Here is a 14,299-nt window from a genome sequence, read left to right as displayed (position 1 = left end):
TTAGACGGGCTTGGATCGCATCGACTTGTGCACCAGTGCGTCACACAGCGCTAGCCAGGAGGCCTCGACGATGTTTCCGTGCACACCCACGGTGGTCCACTCGCGCTCGCCGTCCGTGGACTCCACCAGCACGCGCGTCACGGCGTCCGTGCCGGGGTGCTCGGTCAGGATGCGCACCTTGTAGTCGGCCAGCTCCACTGCGTCCAACCAGGACAGGTGCGGCAGCAACGCCTTGCGCAGCGCCGCGTCCAGAGCGTGCACGGGACCGTTGCCCTCGGCGGTCGCGATGACCCGCTCCCCCGCCACGTGCACCTTGACCGTGGCCTCGGACACGATCTCGCCGTCCGAGCGGTGGTCCAGCACGACCCGGTAGGACTCGAGCGTGAAAGGAGGAGTGTCCAGTTGGGACAGCTCCGAGCGCAGCAGCAGTTCCATCGAGGCGTCGGCGGCCTCGAACGACCAGCCCCTGGCCTCCAGCTCCTTGACGCGCTTCAACGCGTTGCCGACCTCGGTTGACCGGCCGGCCAGGTCGAGTCCGAACTCACGTCCCTTGAGCTCGATGCTCGCCCGGCCGGCCATCTCGGTGACCAGCACCCGCATGTCGTTGCCGACGCGGTCCGGATCGATGTGGTTGTACAGCTCCGGATCCACCTTGATCGCGCTCGCGTGCAGACCCGCCTTGTGAGCGAATGCCGACGACCCGACGTAGGCCTGGTGGGTGTCGGGTGCGATGTTCGCGATCTCGGCCAACGCATGGGAGACGCGGGTGAGCTCGGCCAGTGCCCCGGTCGGGAGCACGTCCATGCCGAGCTTGGTCACGAGGTTTCCCACGACGGCGAACAGGTCCGCGTTGCCCGCTCGCTCGCCATAACCATTGGCGGTGCACTGCACGTGCGTCGCGCCCGCCTGCACGGCCGCGATGGTGTTCGCCACCGCGCAGGACGTGTCGTCCTGGCAGTGGATTCCCACGCGGAAGCCGGTCTTCTCGACCACCTCCGCGACCGTTTCGGCGAGCCCCAACGGCAGCTGGCCGCCGTTCGTGTCGCACAGCACGACGACGTCCGCGCCACCCTCCACAGCGGATTCCAGCACGCGCAGCGACGTGTCCGGCGAGAAGGCGTAGCCGTCGAAGAAGTGCTCGGCGTCGAGGAAGACGCGCCTGCCGTGATCGACGAGGAAGCGGACGGTGTCGCGCACCATCCGGAGGTTCTCGTCGGTGTCGGTGCGCAACGCCCGTTCGATGTGGCGCAGGTCCGACTTCGCGACGAGCGTCACGACCGGCGCCTGGGCGTCGAGCAAAGCCTTGACCTGCGGGTCTTCCTCGACCTTCACCCCTGCTTTGCGGGTCGCGCCGAACGCGACCAGCTTGGCGTGCTTGAGGTCCAGGTCACCGGCCGCCGCACGGGCGAAGAACTCGGTGTCCTTGGGCAGCGCGCCGGGCCAGCCGCCCTCGATGAACCCGACGCCGAGCCCGTCCAGCAGGCGCGCGACCGCGAGCTTGTCCGTGACGGAGTACGAAATGCCCTCACGTTGTGCGCCGTCGCGCAACGTCGTGTCGTAGACGTGGAACTCGTCGGTAGGGCCGGCCATCTCGGGTCATCTCCTCATCCGGGCAAACAAAAAGACCCCCCGCGGGATGCGAGAGGTCTGCGCGTCGGGTGCCAGGGGCGGCACTACCCGACGCGCTCGTCAATAATGATGGCGAGGTGCTGAGCCATGTAGCGGATGCTGCCACAGCTCAGCTCGACGTACCAAGCGCCGGGAGGAAATCTCCCACTATCTGGTCATGCGTTCACCCCTGTGACAGGTACTTCGCGAAGGCCTCGATCGAGGCCGGGTTGCGCGGCGACTCGACCAGCGCGGCGTACGGGAGGGCGAAGAAGCGCTTGTTCCTGACCGCCGGGGAGTTGCGCAGCGGCGCGAAGCCCTCCAGGAACGCCTGCTTCTGCTCAGGCGTGTGCGCCTCGCCGGACGCGTAGTCCACGATGAGCACGACGTCGGGATCGCGCTGCACGACGGTCTCCCAGTTGACCGTGGTCCAGCTGTCGTCGAGGTCGCCGAAGACGTTGTCCCCGCCCGCCTTGCCGATGACGTCCTGCGGGGCCGCGTTCCGGCCGGAGGTGAACGGCTGGTCCTGGCCGCTGTCGTAGAGGAACACCTTCGGCCGCGGCCTGCCCACCATCAACCGGCCGGCGTCGTCGATCTGCCGTTGGTAGCCCTGGATCAGCTCCTCGGCCTTCCGCTCGACGCGGAAGATCTTCCCCAGATTGCGGAGGTCCGTGTACAGCGCGTCGAGGGCGGGCATGATGCCGCGCTGCTTGCCGATGCCGTTGCGGCACGCCTCGGTGAGCTGGTAGGTGCCGATCCCGAGCTGCTTCAGCGCGTCCGGCGTGAAGCCGGTGCTCTCGCTGAACCCGTAGCTCCAGCCCGCGAACACCAGGTCCGCGTTGGCGCCCTGCACGACCTCCTTGGAGATCTTGTCCGCGAGCTTGCGGGTGCTGTCGAAGTCGGCCTTCCACGGTGAGGTGCGCAGGTCGACGGTGTTGTCGCCGTCCACGACGTACCCGGCCATGTGGTCCTTGAGGCCCAGCGCGAACATCAGCTCGGTGATGCCCGTGTCGTTGGTGACCACTTTGGACGGAACCTGGTCGAACGTGACCTGCCGACCGCAGTTGGTGATGGTCACCGGGTCGGACTTCGCGGTGTCCTGCGCGACCGTCGCGCCGCAGCCGGAGACGAGCAGCAGAGCGGCTGCGGCGAAAGCGGTTCTCAAGGGGTGACCTCCTGGTCGAACAGGAGCTGCGGAACTCCCGTGGTGGGGTGGCGGACGACGTGCGCGGTGACGTGGAAGACCTTGGCGATCAGCTCGGGCACGAGCACCTCCTCCGGCGTGCCGGACGCGACCAGGCGGCCTTCGTCGAGCACGTGGAGGCGGTCGCAGTAGGACGCGGCGAGGTTGAGGTCGTGCAGCACGGTCAGCACCGTGACGCCCAGGCCGCGGGCGAGCGCCAGCACGTCCAGCTGGTGGCGGATGTCGAGGTGGTTCGTCGGTTCGTCCAGCACGAGCACCCGCGGTTCCTGGGCGATGGCGCGGGCGATGAGCACGCGCTGGCGTTCGCCGCCGGAGAGGCTGAGGAAACTGCGGTCGGCGAGGTGCGCCACGTCCACTGTGGCCAGTGCGTCGGCGACCACGCGCCGGTCTCTGGCGGGATCGCGGTCGTGCGGCAGGCGACCCATCTCGACGACCTCGGCGACCGTGAAGTCGAACTCGACCTGCGACTCCTGGGTGAGCGCCGCGAGCTCGCGGGCGAGGTTCCGTCGCTTGTGGACGTTCTCGCCGTCGATCCGCACGGCACCGGCGTCCGGCTTCAGCGCGCGGTAGACGCACCGGAGCGTGGTCGACTTGCCGCTGCCGTTCGGGCCGACGATGCCGACGACCTCGGCCGAGGCGGTGAGCGTGATGTCCTCGACGATCCCGCGGACCGCGACGCCGGTGAGCTCGACGCGCATCAACGTCCTCCGAACACGTAGCTCTTGCGGCGTATGAGGAAGATGAAGCACGGCACGCCGATCGCGGCCGTGATGACGCCGAGCGGCAGCTCTTCCGGCGCCGCGAGCATCCGGGCGGCCACGTCGACCCAGACGAGGAACGAGGCCCCGGCAAGGGGTGCGAGCGGCAGCACCCTGCGGTGGTCCGCGCCCACGACCATGCGCGTGAGGTGCGGCAGCATGAGCCCGACGAAGCCCACCGCGCCGCTGACCGCCACCAGCACGCCGGTGATCGCCGCGGTGACGACGAACAGCCGCGTGCGGAACCGGTTGACCTCGACACCCAGCGTGGTCGCCGTCTCGTCGCCCATCGCCAGCGCGTTCAGCTGCCGCGCCCTGGTGAGCAGGTACACGATCCCGAGCACCGTCACCGAGGTGGCCACGGGCAACGACTTCCAGTCCGCTCCGCCGAGGCTGCCGAGCAACCAGAACATCGCCGCCCGCGCCGCGTCCCCGCGTGGCGCCTGGAACACCAGCAGCATCGCGACGGCCGAGAACCCGTACGCCAGCGCGGTTCCGGTCAGCACCAGCCGCAACGGTGTGAGCCCCCGGCTCGTGCGCGCGGTGAGGTAGACCAGCGCGGTGGCACCGAGTCCGGTCAGGAACGCCCCGGTCGACAACGCGTAGACGCCGAGACCGGACAACACGCCGAGCGTCGCGACCGCCGTCGCACCGACGCTCGCGCCCGACGAGATGCCGAGCACATAGGGGTCCGCGAGCGCGTTGCGGACCATCGCCTGGATCGCGACGCCGACCGTGCTCAGCCCGGCACCGACGACCGCGGCGAGCAGCACGCGCGGCAGCCGGATGTCACAGACGATGTGGTACTGCCCGGCGAGGTCCGCGGGGATCGTGCCGCCGGTGACGGCCGCCCGCAACAGGTCGACCGTGACGCTGAACGGGACGGAGACGGGGCCGAGCGCCACGCCCGCCACGACGCTGACGGCGAGCACGCCGACGAGCGCGCTGATCTTCGCGATCACTGACAGCCCTTCCCGCAGTCCACGGCAGGAGTTCCCGGTTGAAAGCCGTGTGCGGGTGTTCGGGCTCGCCCCACCGGAGTGGGACCTACCGTTGCGGGTCAGCGCCGGACTTCGACCGGTCTTCCCCCGTGCACGACGACCCCACCCTAACTCACCGGCCAGTGCACAAAACCGCGCGGAGACGCGTTCAACAGGCATGGGCGGAGGAGACAAACGGCGATTACGGCGTCAGCGTCAACTGGGCGAGCAGGACACGGGGCAGAAGAACAGCCCCGCCTTCATCGCGTTCGCCCTGCTCGTCGCCGGTTTCCAGACCGGTGGCATCTGGGCCGAGGAGATCCCGGCGGCACTTGATCGGCTCTACTGCACGCCGGAGTTCTGTCTGGCGTTGCCGCAGGCGCTGATCGGCTGGGCGATCGCGGTCGCGCCGCTGCTGGTGCTCCTCTGGCGCCGCGACGTGGCGATCTACTCCAGCGCGTTCCTGGCAGGGCTCATGGGCATGTTGCTCATCGCGTCCGACGGCAGCTGGGTGGTGCCGTCGGCGTTCTTCGGGGTGGGACTGGTGTTCGTACCGATCAGCCTCGCGATCTCCCGCCTGGCCAAGCCCGGCTGGCGTGCCGTGGCGGTGGCCGGCCAGCACTGGTTGCTGCTGGCCGGCCTCATCCTCTGGCTGGCGTGACCTCGGGCTACGAGGAGCCTCACACGCCGAAGCGGCGGAAGTACTCCAGGACGTTGGTCATCTGATGCTCGACCAAGCCGAACTTCGGAGTGTCGTGCGGTTCGAGCATCGCGAGCACGTCGACGGACTCGGTCACCTTCTCACCGGGCACGACGATCTCGGCCCGGTCACCGGGGAAGATCGACACCTTGTGACCGAGGTGCCACACGTCCCTCCTGGATCCCTTGACCAGCACCTTCCACGGCGGGCTGTACTGCTCGGGGTCCCCCAGCTCGCCGCGGATCCGGAACAGGGCGTGGAACACGGACTCACCGGTGGCCATCTTGCGGCCGAACGGGCCGTAGACCGCCATCGTGATCTCTTTCGCGGTCCGCGCCTGCCACACGACGCGACCGACCCACACCTGCTCCTTGCCGGACTCGGGATCCTTGCCGTAGAGCGGGATCTGCCGGGAGATCGCCGGGAACTCGCCGTCCTTCGTCCATTCCGGAAGCTCCTCCTCCACCGGTTGGGGTGGTGGCGGTGGAACTGGCGGCCTCATCGGGCGCGGTGGTTGCGGTGGGGGCAGCTGACGGTGTGGCGGACGCATCGGTGGTTGCTGTGGGTGCATTGGTATTGGCTCCTGAAGATCGCCGTGACGTCAGCTGTGCCGGTCCAGAATGTCGCGCATCATTTGCCTCTTCTCCTCGATTGCGCGCCACATGGCTTCCTGTTCCGGGGGAGACAGGCTCGGCATCATGTCCTGCATCCGGCCGACCGCGTCCTGCAGCTGGAAGTAGTAGCTCTTGTCGGGCTGCGGCAGGTGTTCCGGCTCCCTGACCTTGGGCTGTTCGTCCGGCTCGTGCTTCGGTTCCTCGGCAGGATGATCGGGCTCGTGGTGTTCCGGTTCCCGGTCGTGCGTCGGGAGGTCGTCCGTCTTCTGTGGACCGAACGGCTCGTCGGGGTGCGGGTTGCCGTAGTCCGTCGGGTGCGACGGCGGCTCGTAGTGCTCCCCCTTGGCCCAGGGCGGCAGACCGTCGTCGACGTGCTTGCCGAGTTGGGTCGCCGCCTGCTCGGTGACCTCCCGGGCCGACGCCTCCATCGCCTCGCGGGCGACCGCCTTCTCCGCCGTGCCGGCGAGTGCCGTGCCGTCGGTCGCGATGGCGATGGCGACGTCACCGGTCAGCTGGCCGAGCGCGGCGAACGGGTCCTTCTTCCACTGCTCGAAGTTGAGGATGCCCTTGACGGCGTCGACCGGATGCGTGGCCATGTGCACCATGCCGGCGGCCTGCTTCATCATGTTCGCCGCGTACTCGCCGGGGTGCGAGATGTTGTACGGGTCGAGAGGGTTGGTCGCGCGGAGCAACTGCACGATGCCGAGCGCGGACTTGGTCAGACCGCTGTTGAAGGACCCGATCTGGTCGACCAGCTTGTCGGTCGTGTCCTCGAAGGCGGCGACGACCTTGGACAGGAAACCAGGTTCCTCCGGCGCTCTGTCCTTCGCCTTCGTGACCACCGACGCCGTCTGCGCGGCTGCCGCCCGCAACGCCTTCCGCGCGTCGGCGAGGATCCGCTCGGCCTGCTCCCGCTTGGCCTTGCCGGGATCGCTGAACGGTGCGAGTGGCGACGGTGCCGCGTCACCAGAGGTCATGGCGGCCAGTGCGGCCTTCTCGTACCGCGACGAGGCGTCGTCGTACTGCTTCTCCGCCGCCTTCGTCTCCGCCTTGGCCTCGTTGTAGAGGCGGATCGCCTCGGCGGCTTCCCGCTGGGCGCGTTCGACCGCGCCCTTGTACGTCACCAACGCGTCCACCACCGGGCCGAACGCCTCCGCGGCGTCGCGCCACTTCGGCGTCTCCTGGGCGAGGTAGCTGCCGAACTTCTCCGCCGCCTCCCCCGTCCACTGGCCGAGGTCCAATCGGGACATACCGGCGTGCGCCTCCTGGCAGGCGGTCGAGAGCTTGTGCAACCCGTTCGCCGTCTCCTCCAGGGACGTGACGCTGCCGGGCACCAGCTCGACGGGGTCGTCGGTGTCGCCGAGCTCACTGCGGCCGAAGAAACTCACGTGAGATCACCGACCCATTCCGCGGCACCGCGCACGTCCTTGGCCGACGAGTTCCACGCGTCGTCCAGGCCCTTGCCCGCCTTGTCCCACTCCTGCCCGACGGAGGTCGGCCGCATGGACTTCTCCAGCTCCTCCCATGACTTCTGGGACGCGTCGTCATGAGCGTGCGGGTTGCCCATGAGCAGCTGGAACGCCTGCTTGGCCTTTTCGTCCGCCTTCTCGTACACGGTCTTGGTGTCGGTGAGCGCGGACGCCATCGCCGTGCCTTCCTTCACCAGGTGCCGCAGACCCCACCGCCACCGCTCGAAGAACTCCTCGAACGCGTCGGCGAGCACCTCGTCCCCGCACTCGTCCTCGTCCGGGCAGATGATCCCGAACGTGGCCGTGGTGGACACGAGGTGCCCGCCGTCGGGCGCGATCTCCTTCAGGGCGGCGACGGTGTCGTTGATGCCCTTGATCGCCTGCGCCATCGCGCCGAGGTCGACGCCGAACCCGGTCACGCGTCCACCGCCAGCTCGTCCGCGACGACGCCGCGCACCGGCGGCAGGGTCATCATGTGCTCGGACCCGTTGTCGAACACCACACCCGTCGGCCTCGGCAGCGCGGGCAGGTAGTGGTCGAGCAACCGTCCGCCGGTGACCGCCAGGTGGAGAGCGTCGGTGCTCTCACCTCGGGCGGCCAGATGTCCTCGCAGCAGTTCGGGGCTGGAGAACGCCGCCAGCCAGTTCAGTCCCTCGACCGTGACGACCGGCAGGGACAGCGGGTCGATCCGCTGCAGGTACACCGTGCTCGCCCGGAACGCCTTCAGGAACGCTTCCGGGTCTCCCCCGCCCTCGCGGTAGCGCCGCGCGTGGGCGACCGCCTCGTTTTCCTCGTCCATGCCTCTCCCGTTGAACCAATCCCCCCAGATCGGCAGCGCTGTACGTTACCGGTGGCTCACGGTGAGTGTCGGACGAGCTGTGCAACTGAGGGCTGCGTCACGCAACCTTGCGGGAGCGCAGGAGTGCGCCGTTTCCCTTCCGCTCCACCGAGATCAGGCGAAGGTCCTCCGGCAGGGGAAGCCGCCGCCCGGCGCCGACGGTCGAGGGGAACACGATGAGGCGGTACTCGTCGACCAGGTCGTGCTCGGCCAACGCGTCCACGACGCTGATGCTGCCGGTGACGAGGACGTCCTGATGCGCCTTGCGCTTGCGCACCTCCGTGACCAGGTCGTCCTCGATCAGCGAGGAGTTCGCCCAACCGTCCGCCCGCGTCAGCGAGCGGGACGCGACCAGCTTGGGAATCGCGTTCATCCTGGTGGCGAACTCGTCGGTGCGGCTGGGGAAGATCCGGGAGAACAGCTCCCACGTCGTCCGGCCGAGCACCAGCACGCCGGTGTCGAGCAACGGTCCCAGCCCGAACTTGTCCCCCTTCACCGCTTCCGGGCCGTGCCGGAACGCCCAGCCGCCGCCCGCGGTGCCGCCGGACCCGTCGGGGTCCTCGACCACGCCGTCCAGTGTCACGAACTCGATGACGATCAGATCATTCATGCCACTACATACCGGCGGGGCGCCGCATACTCATCGCGATGACCGACACGACTTTCCAGGCGCGCGTCGAGCAGCACCGCGCGGAGCTGCTCGCCTACTGCTACCGGATGCTCGGATCGGTCCACGAGGCGGAAGACCTCGTGCAGGACACCATGCTGAGGGCGTGGAACGCGCGCGAGCGCTACGACGAGCGCAAGGCGTCGATCCGCACGTGGCTGTACCGGATTGCCACGAACGTGTGCCTGACCGCGCTGGAGGGCAGGGCGCGCCGGCCGCTGCCGTCCGGGCTGGGCCCGCCGAGCACCGACCCGCAGACCCCGCTGGTGCCCGACTTCGAGGTGCCGTGGCTGGGGCCGTTCCCCGACACCAGGGCCGATCCCGCGGACCTGGCGGTGCGGCGGGACAGTCTGCGGCTGGCCCTGATCACGGCCATGCAGGCGCTGCCCGCCCGCCAGCGCGCGGTCTGGGTGCTGCGCGAGGTGCTCGAGTTCAGCGCCGCCGAGGTGGCCGAGCAGCTCGGCACGACCGTCACGTCGGTGAACAGCGCTCTGCAACGGGCGCGGACCGGGCTGAACGGAGCCGAGGTGGCCCCGTCGAGTGATCCCGCCGCGCTGCGGACCGTGGAGGCCTACGTGCGGGCCTTCGAGGCGGCCGACGTCGGCGCGCTGGTCGAGCTGCTCACCGAGGACGCGATCCTGGAGATGCCGCCGGTGCCGTTGTGGTACCGCGGTCGCGACGACTGCGCCGCGTTCCTCCGCCGGGTGTTCGCGCTGCGCGGCGAGGGCTGGCGCATGATGCCGACCGCCGCCAACGGCCAACCGGCGGTCGCGGCCTACACGCCGGACGGCCGGCTCCACACGCTGCAGGTGTTCACGGTCGCCGGCGGGCTGATCGCGCACACCGCGGTCTTCCAGTCGCCGACCGTCTTCGAGGCGTTCGACCTGCCTCTGACCTGCTGAAACAGAAAACTTCAAAAAAGTTCGAGGTCCGTGTCGATCCGGTGCGGGACCCGTTCGACCTGTGGACGTCAAACACAGACGAACGGGGAGACACACCGTGAAGTTCATGCTGATCTGGCGCGCGACCGACGAGGCCTTCGCGAACCTGGGCGACGTCGACTTCGACAAGATGCTGGAGATCGTCGGCCGGTACAACGACGAGATGATCCGCGCGGGCGTCCTGCTCGCCGCGGAGGGCCTGTCCGACCCGTCCGAGGGCGTGGTCGTCGACTACTCCTCCGAGCCGCCGGTCGTCACGGACGGCCCGTACGGCGAGACGAAGGAGCTGTTCAACGGCTTTTACATCATCAACGTCGCGTCCAGGGAGGAGGCGATCGAGTGGGCGAAGCGCGCGCCGCTCACGGGCCCCGGCTTCAAGACCGAGATCCGCCGGGTGCCCACGATCGACGAGTTTCCCCAGGACAACGAGTGGATCAAGAAGGAGCGGGCCTGGCGCGAGGCCAACGGCCAGCTCTGAACACCAGCCCGCACCGGCTGCTCAGGCCATAGCAGAGTTCGGCGTGGGGCGGGAAGTCCGCACAGGCTTCGGCCATCGTGGTGGCCAGCCGATCGTGGTACTTCTGGTTGATCGCGCCGTTGGTCAGGTACTGACCATCGATCTTGCTCGCATCCGACGGCGCCCGCACCGCCGCGTCGAAGTCCACGACGTCGTCCGCGCCGAAGTCCGCCCAGCTCGCCAGGATCTTGTTGTTGAGCTCACGGCGTTGCTGCTCTCGCGGGTCGGACGGGTCCAGGTTCAACGGCGGGACGGTCGTCATGATCACGTGCAGCGGCGTCCCGTCAGGACGGAACGCCCGCTTGGCGCCGAACGGGCTGCTCGCCTTGAGTGCCGCGGTGATGTCCGCCTGCACGGTACCCGCCGAAACACCGCGCAGCAGATCGGGAGCGCCGGTCGAGACGATCACGGTGCGCAGGCCGGGCGCGTTCATCGTCGAACGCTCCATCGCCACCGCGAGACCGCCCGCGCTCACACCGCTGTTGTTGGCGTACGGGCCGTAGGGGCGGTTGTGCGGTTCTGCGTGCACCAGAGCGGCGTCCCGCGGGGACAACGTCTGCTGCTGCACGCGGACGTCGGCCACCGAACCGTCGAAGTACCAGCCGGTCTCCCCGTACCACGCCAACGATCACCGGCGTTGTTACCCGGTGTACTGGACGTTGCCCTTCAACGAGAACCCGCCGCTGGAGTACTTCCACAAGTACGTCGTCGACCGGGTCGAGGTGCAGGACACGACCGCCTCGTCGCCGACCCGGGTCACCGAGTACTCGTACCTCGGTGACGCGGCCTGGCACTACGACGACTTCGAGCTGGTGAAGCCGGAGCACCGCACGTACGGCCAGTTCCGCGGGTACTGAAAGGTCGAACAGCGCACCGGCAACAAGCAGTTCAGCTTCGACGGGGTCAGCGACAAGCAGACGCTGCGGCGCACGACCTACTTCCGCGGCATGGACGGCGACACCATGCCCGGTGGTGCCAAACGATCCGCCTCGGTCACGAACTCGCCCGGTCAGTCCACTGTGGACAATCGACTGTTCGCTGACGTGCCGTACGAGGAGGAGGTCTTCAACGGTGATGGAGGTGAGCGGATCTCGTCTAGAACGGTGTCGGCCTGCCGGGTTACTCGACCCGGTACACGGCGAACGGCAACTACATCACCGGCATCAGCGCGTACAACGGCCAGGCCAAGCCGGCGAGGATGTTCACCCAGATCCCGGCCTCGGAAACCGGGCTCGCAGGCCTGTACACCACCACGTACGGCTACACGACCACCGGTTTGCTGAACTCGGTTCGCAGCCGACCGCCGGTGGTCTGCCCGGTGAGGCGATCGGCATCACGTACAACAAGTACGGCAGGCCGACCAGCACGGGCAGCACCAGCTTCGCCTACGTGTCCGAGTCGCAGTACCGCAGGCTGACCGGGACGAACTTCTCCGCGCAGCAGGCGGACGCGCAGATCGACGACACGAAGTACTCGTACGACCCGGTAGGCAACCTCACCAAGATGGTGAACACGCAGGGCCGCGAGGGGCAGTCGCCGGTGCGCACCCAGTGCTTCACCTACGACACCCTGAACCGCACGAACACGTCGCTGATACCGCTCAAGGGCAAGGAAATCAAGGATGTGAGCCAGTACCTCGTGGAGGACATCCTCACCAACCCGCGCACAGCGATGCAGAGCTGGACCCATCCCACCCACGGGGCGGTCTACGACTTCTGGTTGGAAGACGTCGGCGCCAGGTGGTCGCAAAACGGCGACTTCATCGGCTTCCTGGACCACTGAGAGGAAATATGAACGTCGAACAGATCCTCGCCGGCCTGGCCGGCCAACACGACAGCCTTGTCGAGGTCTACGTGTTCGGCACCGACGCCGACGACTGGCGGCGGATGGTCGAACGCCTGGCGGAGAAAGGCTTCCTGGCCGGGTTCACCCGCGCCGGGGAGCCCGCCCCGCTCGACGTCCGGGCCGACGTGTTCGGCGGAAACGAGGACAACCTGCTGAAGCTTCGGGTCGGCGCGCAGACCTGGACGTCGATGTTGTTCGTCGAGAACAGGATCGAGCTCCAGGGCGAGCCCCGTGAGATCACGACGCCTGAGGACCTGAGAAAGCTCGTCGGCCTGCTCGAGGTGATCCACGACGCCGTCGGCAAGCAGGTGCTGTTGATGTCGGAGACCATGCATCCGGAGAAGACCAAGCCCTACCTGGTGATCGGATGACGAGCAGGTTGACGACGAGGGACCTGATTCTCTCGCTTGAGGAGGACGGCACCCCCGAAGATCCCGGATGTCGACGCGGCGATGCAGCCGGGATCTCCGGTCAGCGTCGCAGCGGACCCGACCTGCGTGTTCGTCTGATTGCCGAGAGTTTCACCGCGTTCACGGCGCCTCTGGTGCCAGGTGAACTCGTCTATCGCCACGTACCGGCCGGGGTTGACGACGATGACGAAGTGGCTGAAGTGACCGGCGCCGGGTTCAGCCTCTTCCTCTCACCCGACGCGCTGGCCGAGCTGTACGCGGTGGTGCCGGACGCCGATGGCGTCGTCCGCGGGCAATGGGAAGACCCGAAACAGTTCCTGTGAACGGCTCGGCTCCCGGCACCACGCAGGTGCCGGGAGCCGTGAACAGGCCGAAAACGGTCAGCCGGTGCGGACGTTCGAGGAGACGAGCGCCGCGAGCCGGTCGCCGATCGCGTAGGTCGCGCCCGGCGACTGGTGGTCGCGCGTCGCCAGGTCGAACGCCACGGAGGCCTCGATCCGGCGCGACGCCTCGTGCTCGCCCAGGTGGTCGAGCAGCAGGGCGACCGACAGCACGGCGGCGGTCGGGTCCGCGATGCCCTGGCCCGCGATGTCCGGTGCCGAGCCGTGGACCGGCTCGAACATCGACGGGTTGCGGCGCGTCACGTCCAGGTTGCCCGACGCGGCCAGGCCGATGCCGCCCGTGACGGCGGCGGCGAGGTCGGTCAGGATGTCGCCGAACAGGTTGTCCGTCACGATCACGTCGTAGCGGCCCGGGTCGGTGACCAGGTGGATCGTGGCCGCGTCGACGTGCTGGTACGCGACGGTCACGTCCGGGTGCTGCAGCGAGACCTCCTCGACCACGCGCGACCACAGCGAGCCGGCGTGCGTGAGGACGTTCGTCTTGTGCACCAGCGTCAGGTGCCGGCGCTGCCGGGCCGACGCACGCGCGAAGGCGTCGCGGACCACGCGCTCGACGCCGAACGAGGTGTTCAGCGAGACCTCGGTCGCGATCTCGTGCGGGGTGTCCTTGCGCAGCAGACCGCCGTTGCCCGCGTACGGGCCCTCGGTGCCCTCGCGCACCACCACCATGTCGATCTCGGGCGGGTCCGCGAGCGGGCTGCGGACGCCGGGGTAGAGACGAGCGGGGCGGAGGTTCACGTGGTGGTCGAGTTCGAAGCGCAGGCGCAACAGCAGGCCGCGCTCCAGGATTCCGCTCGGCACCGACGGGTCGCCCACCGCACCGAGCAGGATCGCGTCGTGCTGGCGAAGCTCTCCCAGCACCGACTCGGGCAACAACTCTCCCGTGGCGTGCCAGCGCGCCGCGCCGAGGTCGTAGCGGGTGATTTCGGCCGCCGGAACGACCTCGCCGAGAACCTTCAGGGCCTCAGCGATGACCTCGGGCCCGATCCCGTCTCCTGGGATCACTGCGAGCCGCATCCACACACCTCCCAGGTGTCCGTCCCCAATTAGTGGGACTACTTTCCTCCGCGAAAGGCTACCGGCATCACGGCCACTCGCCGCATGCCGGACACCCCTTCGGGGTGTTCTCTCCCGTACTGCGGGACACCCACACGGCCCATTCCCCGCTTTCGAGTGTCACTCGACCGCAGTACAGCTGTCGCGTCAAGGGGTGACAACCCTGTTCACCACGATGAAGGGCGCCTTCATCCACCTGACGTGGATGAAGGCGCGCGGGATAGAGGAAAAGTGCGACCAACACGGGCGCGGGGCGGGCGCGTTAGCAGAACGAATCGAGCCACCCGCGGG

Annotated in this window: 18 protein-coding genes and 1 riboswitch; of the genes, 7 read left to right on the top strand and 11 right to left on the bottom strand. The window is 68.4% G+C overall.

The window, feature by feature from the left end; translation table 11 throughout:
* From cimA to ABZV40_RS21785, 4 genes are all read right to left on the bottom strand, one after another.
* Positions 1 to 1,590: a citramalate synthase gene (gene cimA, locus ABZV40_RS21800; RefSeq protein ID WP_355444275.1), complete on the bottom strand. Its 1,590-nt coding sequence runs from the start codon at positions 1,588 to 1,590 to the stop codon at positions 1 to 3.
* Positions 1,591 to 1,792: 202 nt separating this feature from the next.
* On the bottom strand, positions 1,793 to 2,773 hold the full coding sequence (locus ABZV40_RS21795; RefSeq protein WP_355444272.1) for an ABC transporter substrate-binding protein: 981 nt from the start codon (positions 2,771 to 2,773) through the stop codon (positions 1,793 to 1,795).
* On the bottom strand, positions 2,770 to 3,510 hold the full coding sequence (locus ABZV40_RS21790) for an ABC transporter ATP-binding protein (protein WP_355444269.1): 741 nt from the start codon (positions 3,508 to 3,510) through the stop codon (positions 2,770 to 2,772). Before ABZV40_RS21790 ends, ABZV40_RS21795 begins: the two co-directional genes overlap by 4 nt.
* Positions 3,510 to 4,532 (bottom strand): iron ABC transporter permease, encoded by a 1,023-nt coding sequence (locus ABZV40_RS21785; RefSeq protein ID WP_355444266.1) that lies wholly within the window; start codon positions 4,530 to 4,532, stop codon positions 3,510 to 3,512. The genes ABZV40_RS21790 and ABZV40_RS21785 overlap by 1 nt, the downstream gene beginning before the upstream one ends.
* 32 nt (positions 4,533 to 4,564) lie before the next feature.
* Positions 4,565 to 4,702: riboswitch (cobalamin riboswitch) on the bottom strand.
* Between the two features lie 26 nt (positions 4,703 to 4,728).
* Between ABZV40_RS21785 and ABZV40_RS21780 the strand changes: the two genes are divergently transcribed.
* On the top strand, positions 4,729 to 5,211 hold the full coding sequence (locus ABZV40_RS21780; protein WP_355444263.1) for a hypothetical protein: 483 nt from the start codon (positions 4,729 to 4,731) through the stop codon (positions 5,209 to 5,211).
* A 19-nt stretch (positions 5,212 to 5,230) separates the two neighbouring features.
* Here the strand turns inward: ABZV40_RS21780 and ABZV40_RS21775 are convergent, their stop codons facing one another.
* From ABZV40_RS21775 to ABZV40_RS21755, 5 genes are all read right to left on the bottom strand, one after another.
* A complete protein-coding gene (locus ABZV40_RS21775; RefSeq protein WP_355444260.1) occupies positions 5,231 to 5,716 on the bottom strand; it encodes a hypothetical protein in 486 nt (161 codons plus the stop codon).
* Positions 5,717 to 5,851: 135 nt separating this feature from the next.
* Positions 5,852 to 7,252, bottom strand: a complete 1,401-nt coding sequence (locus tag ABZV40_RS21770) for a putative T7SS-secreted protein (RefSeq protein ID WP_355444257.1) — start codon at positions 7,250 to 7,252, stop codon at positions 5,852 to 5,854.
* Entirely contained in the window at positions 7,249 to 7,752 is a 504-nt protein-coding gene (locus ABZV40_RS21765; protein WP_355444254.1) for a hypothetical protein, read from the bottom strand. Before ABZV40_RS21765 ends, ABZV40_RS21770 begins: the two co-directional genes overlap by 4 nt.
* On the bottom strand, positions 7,749 to 8,132 hold the full coding sequence (locus ABZV40_RS21760; protein WP_355444251.1) for an SseB family protein: 384 nt from the start codon (positions 8,130 to 8,132) through the stop codon (positions 7,749 to 7,751). The genes ABZV40_RS21765 and ABZV40_RS21760 overlap by 4 nt, the downstream gene beginning before the upstream one ends.
* Before the next feature lie 97 nt (positions 8,133 to 8,229).
* Positions 8,230 to 8,781 carry a dihydrofolate reductase family protein gene (locus tag ABZV40_RS21755; RefSeq protein ID WP_355444248.1) on the bottom strand — a complete coding sequence of 184 codons (552 nt, stop codon included), beginning with the start codon at positions 8,779 to 8,781 and terminating at the stop codon, positions 8,230 to 8,232.
* Positions 8,782 to 8,819: 38 nt separating this feature from the next.
* Between ABZV40_RS21755 and ABZV40_RS21750 the strand changes: the two genes are divergently transcribed.
* Positions 8,820 to 9,740, top strand: a complete 921-nt coding sequence (locus tag ABZV40_RS21750; protein WP_355444245.1) for a sigma-70 family RNA polymerase sigma factor — start codon at positions 8,820 to 8,822, stop codon at positions 9,738 to 9,740.
* Positions 9,741 to 9,837: 97 nt separating this feature from the next.
* Positions 9,838 to 10,257, top strand: a complete 420-nt coding sequence (locus tag ABZV40_RS21745; RefSeq protein ID WP_355444241.1) for a YciI family protein — start codon at positions 9,838 to 9,840, stop codon at positions 10,255 to 10,257.
* Here ABZV40_RS21745 and ABZV40_RS21740 read toward each other — a convergent pair.
* Positions 10,214 to 10,921, bottom strand: a complete 708-nt coding sequence (locus ABZV40_RS21740) for a hypothetical protein (protein ID WP_355444238.1) — start codon at positions 10,919 to 10,921, stop codon at positions 10,214 to 10,216. The two genes, ABZV40_RS21745 and ABZV40_RS21740, sit on opposite strands and share 44 nt — an antisense overlap.
* A 22-nt stretch (positions 10,922 to 10,943) precedes the next feature.
* On the opposite strand from ABZV40_RS21740, the gene ABZV40_RS21735 reads away from it, so the two are divergent.
* The 4 genes from ABZV40_RS21735 to ABZV40_RS21720 all read left to right on the top strand — a co-directional run bounded on the left by ABZV40_RS21735 (position 10,944) and on the right by ABZV40_RS21720 (position 12,874).
* On the top strand, positions 10,944 to 11,153 hold the full coding sequence (locus tag ABZV40_RS21735; protein WP_355444235.1) for a hypothetical protein: 210 nt from the start codon (positions 10,944 to 10,946) through the stop codon (positions 11,151 to 11,153).
* 532 nt (positions 11,154 to 11,685) lie between these two features.
* The gene (locus ABZV40_RS21730; RefSeq protein WP_355444232.1) at positions 11,686 to 12,078 is read left to right on the top strand and encodes a hypothetical protein; all 393 of its coding nucleotides are present in this window, start codon (positions 11,686 to 11,688) and stop codon (positions 12,076 to 12,078) included.
* Positions 12,079 to 12,086: 8 nt separating this feature from the next.
* Positions 12,087 to 12,512 (top strand): hypothetical protein, encoded by a 426-nt coding sequence (locus tag ABZV40_RS21725; protein ID WP_355444229.1) that lies wholly within the window; start codon positions 12,087 to 12,089, stop codon positions 12,510 to 12,512.
* Complete coding sequence (locus ABZV40_RS21720; protein ID WP_355444226.1) at positions 12,509 to 12,874, top strand: hypothetical protein; 366 nt, start codon at positions 12,509 to 12,511, stop codon at positions 12,872 to 12,874. Before ABZV40_RS21725 ends, ABZV40_RS21720 begins: the two co-directional genes overlap by 4 nt.
* A gap of 57 nt (positions 12,875 to 12,931) precedes the next feature.
* Here the strand turns inward: ABZV40_RS21720 and ABZV40_RS21715 are convergent, their stop codons facing one another.
* Positions 12,932 to 13,969, bottom strand: coding sequence for a 3-isopropylmalate dehydrogenase (locus tag ABZV40_RS21715; RefSeq protein WP_355444223.1), 1,038 nt, complete (start codon positions 13,967 to 13,969; stop codon positions 12,932 to 12,934).
* Between the last annotated feature and the right edge of the window lie 330 nt (positions 13,970 to 14,299).

Origin of the sequence: Lentzea sp. NPDC004782 (assembly GCF_040609115.1) — a bacterium.
Classification (GTDB): Bacteria; Actinomycetota; Actinomycetes; order Mycobacteriales; family Pseudonocardiaceae; genus Lentzea.
Note: the sequence above shows the minus strand (reverse complement) of the source record. Positions and strands in the feature narration are given on the sequence as shown.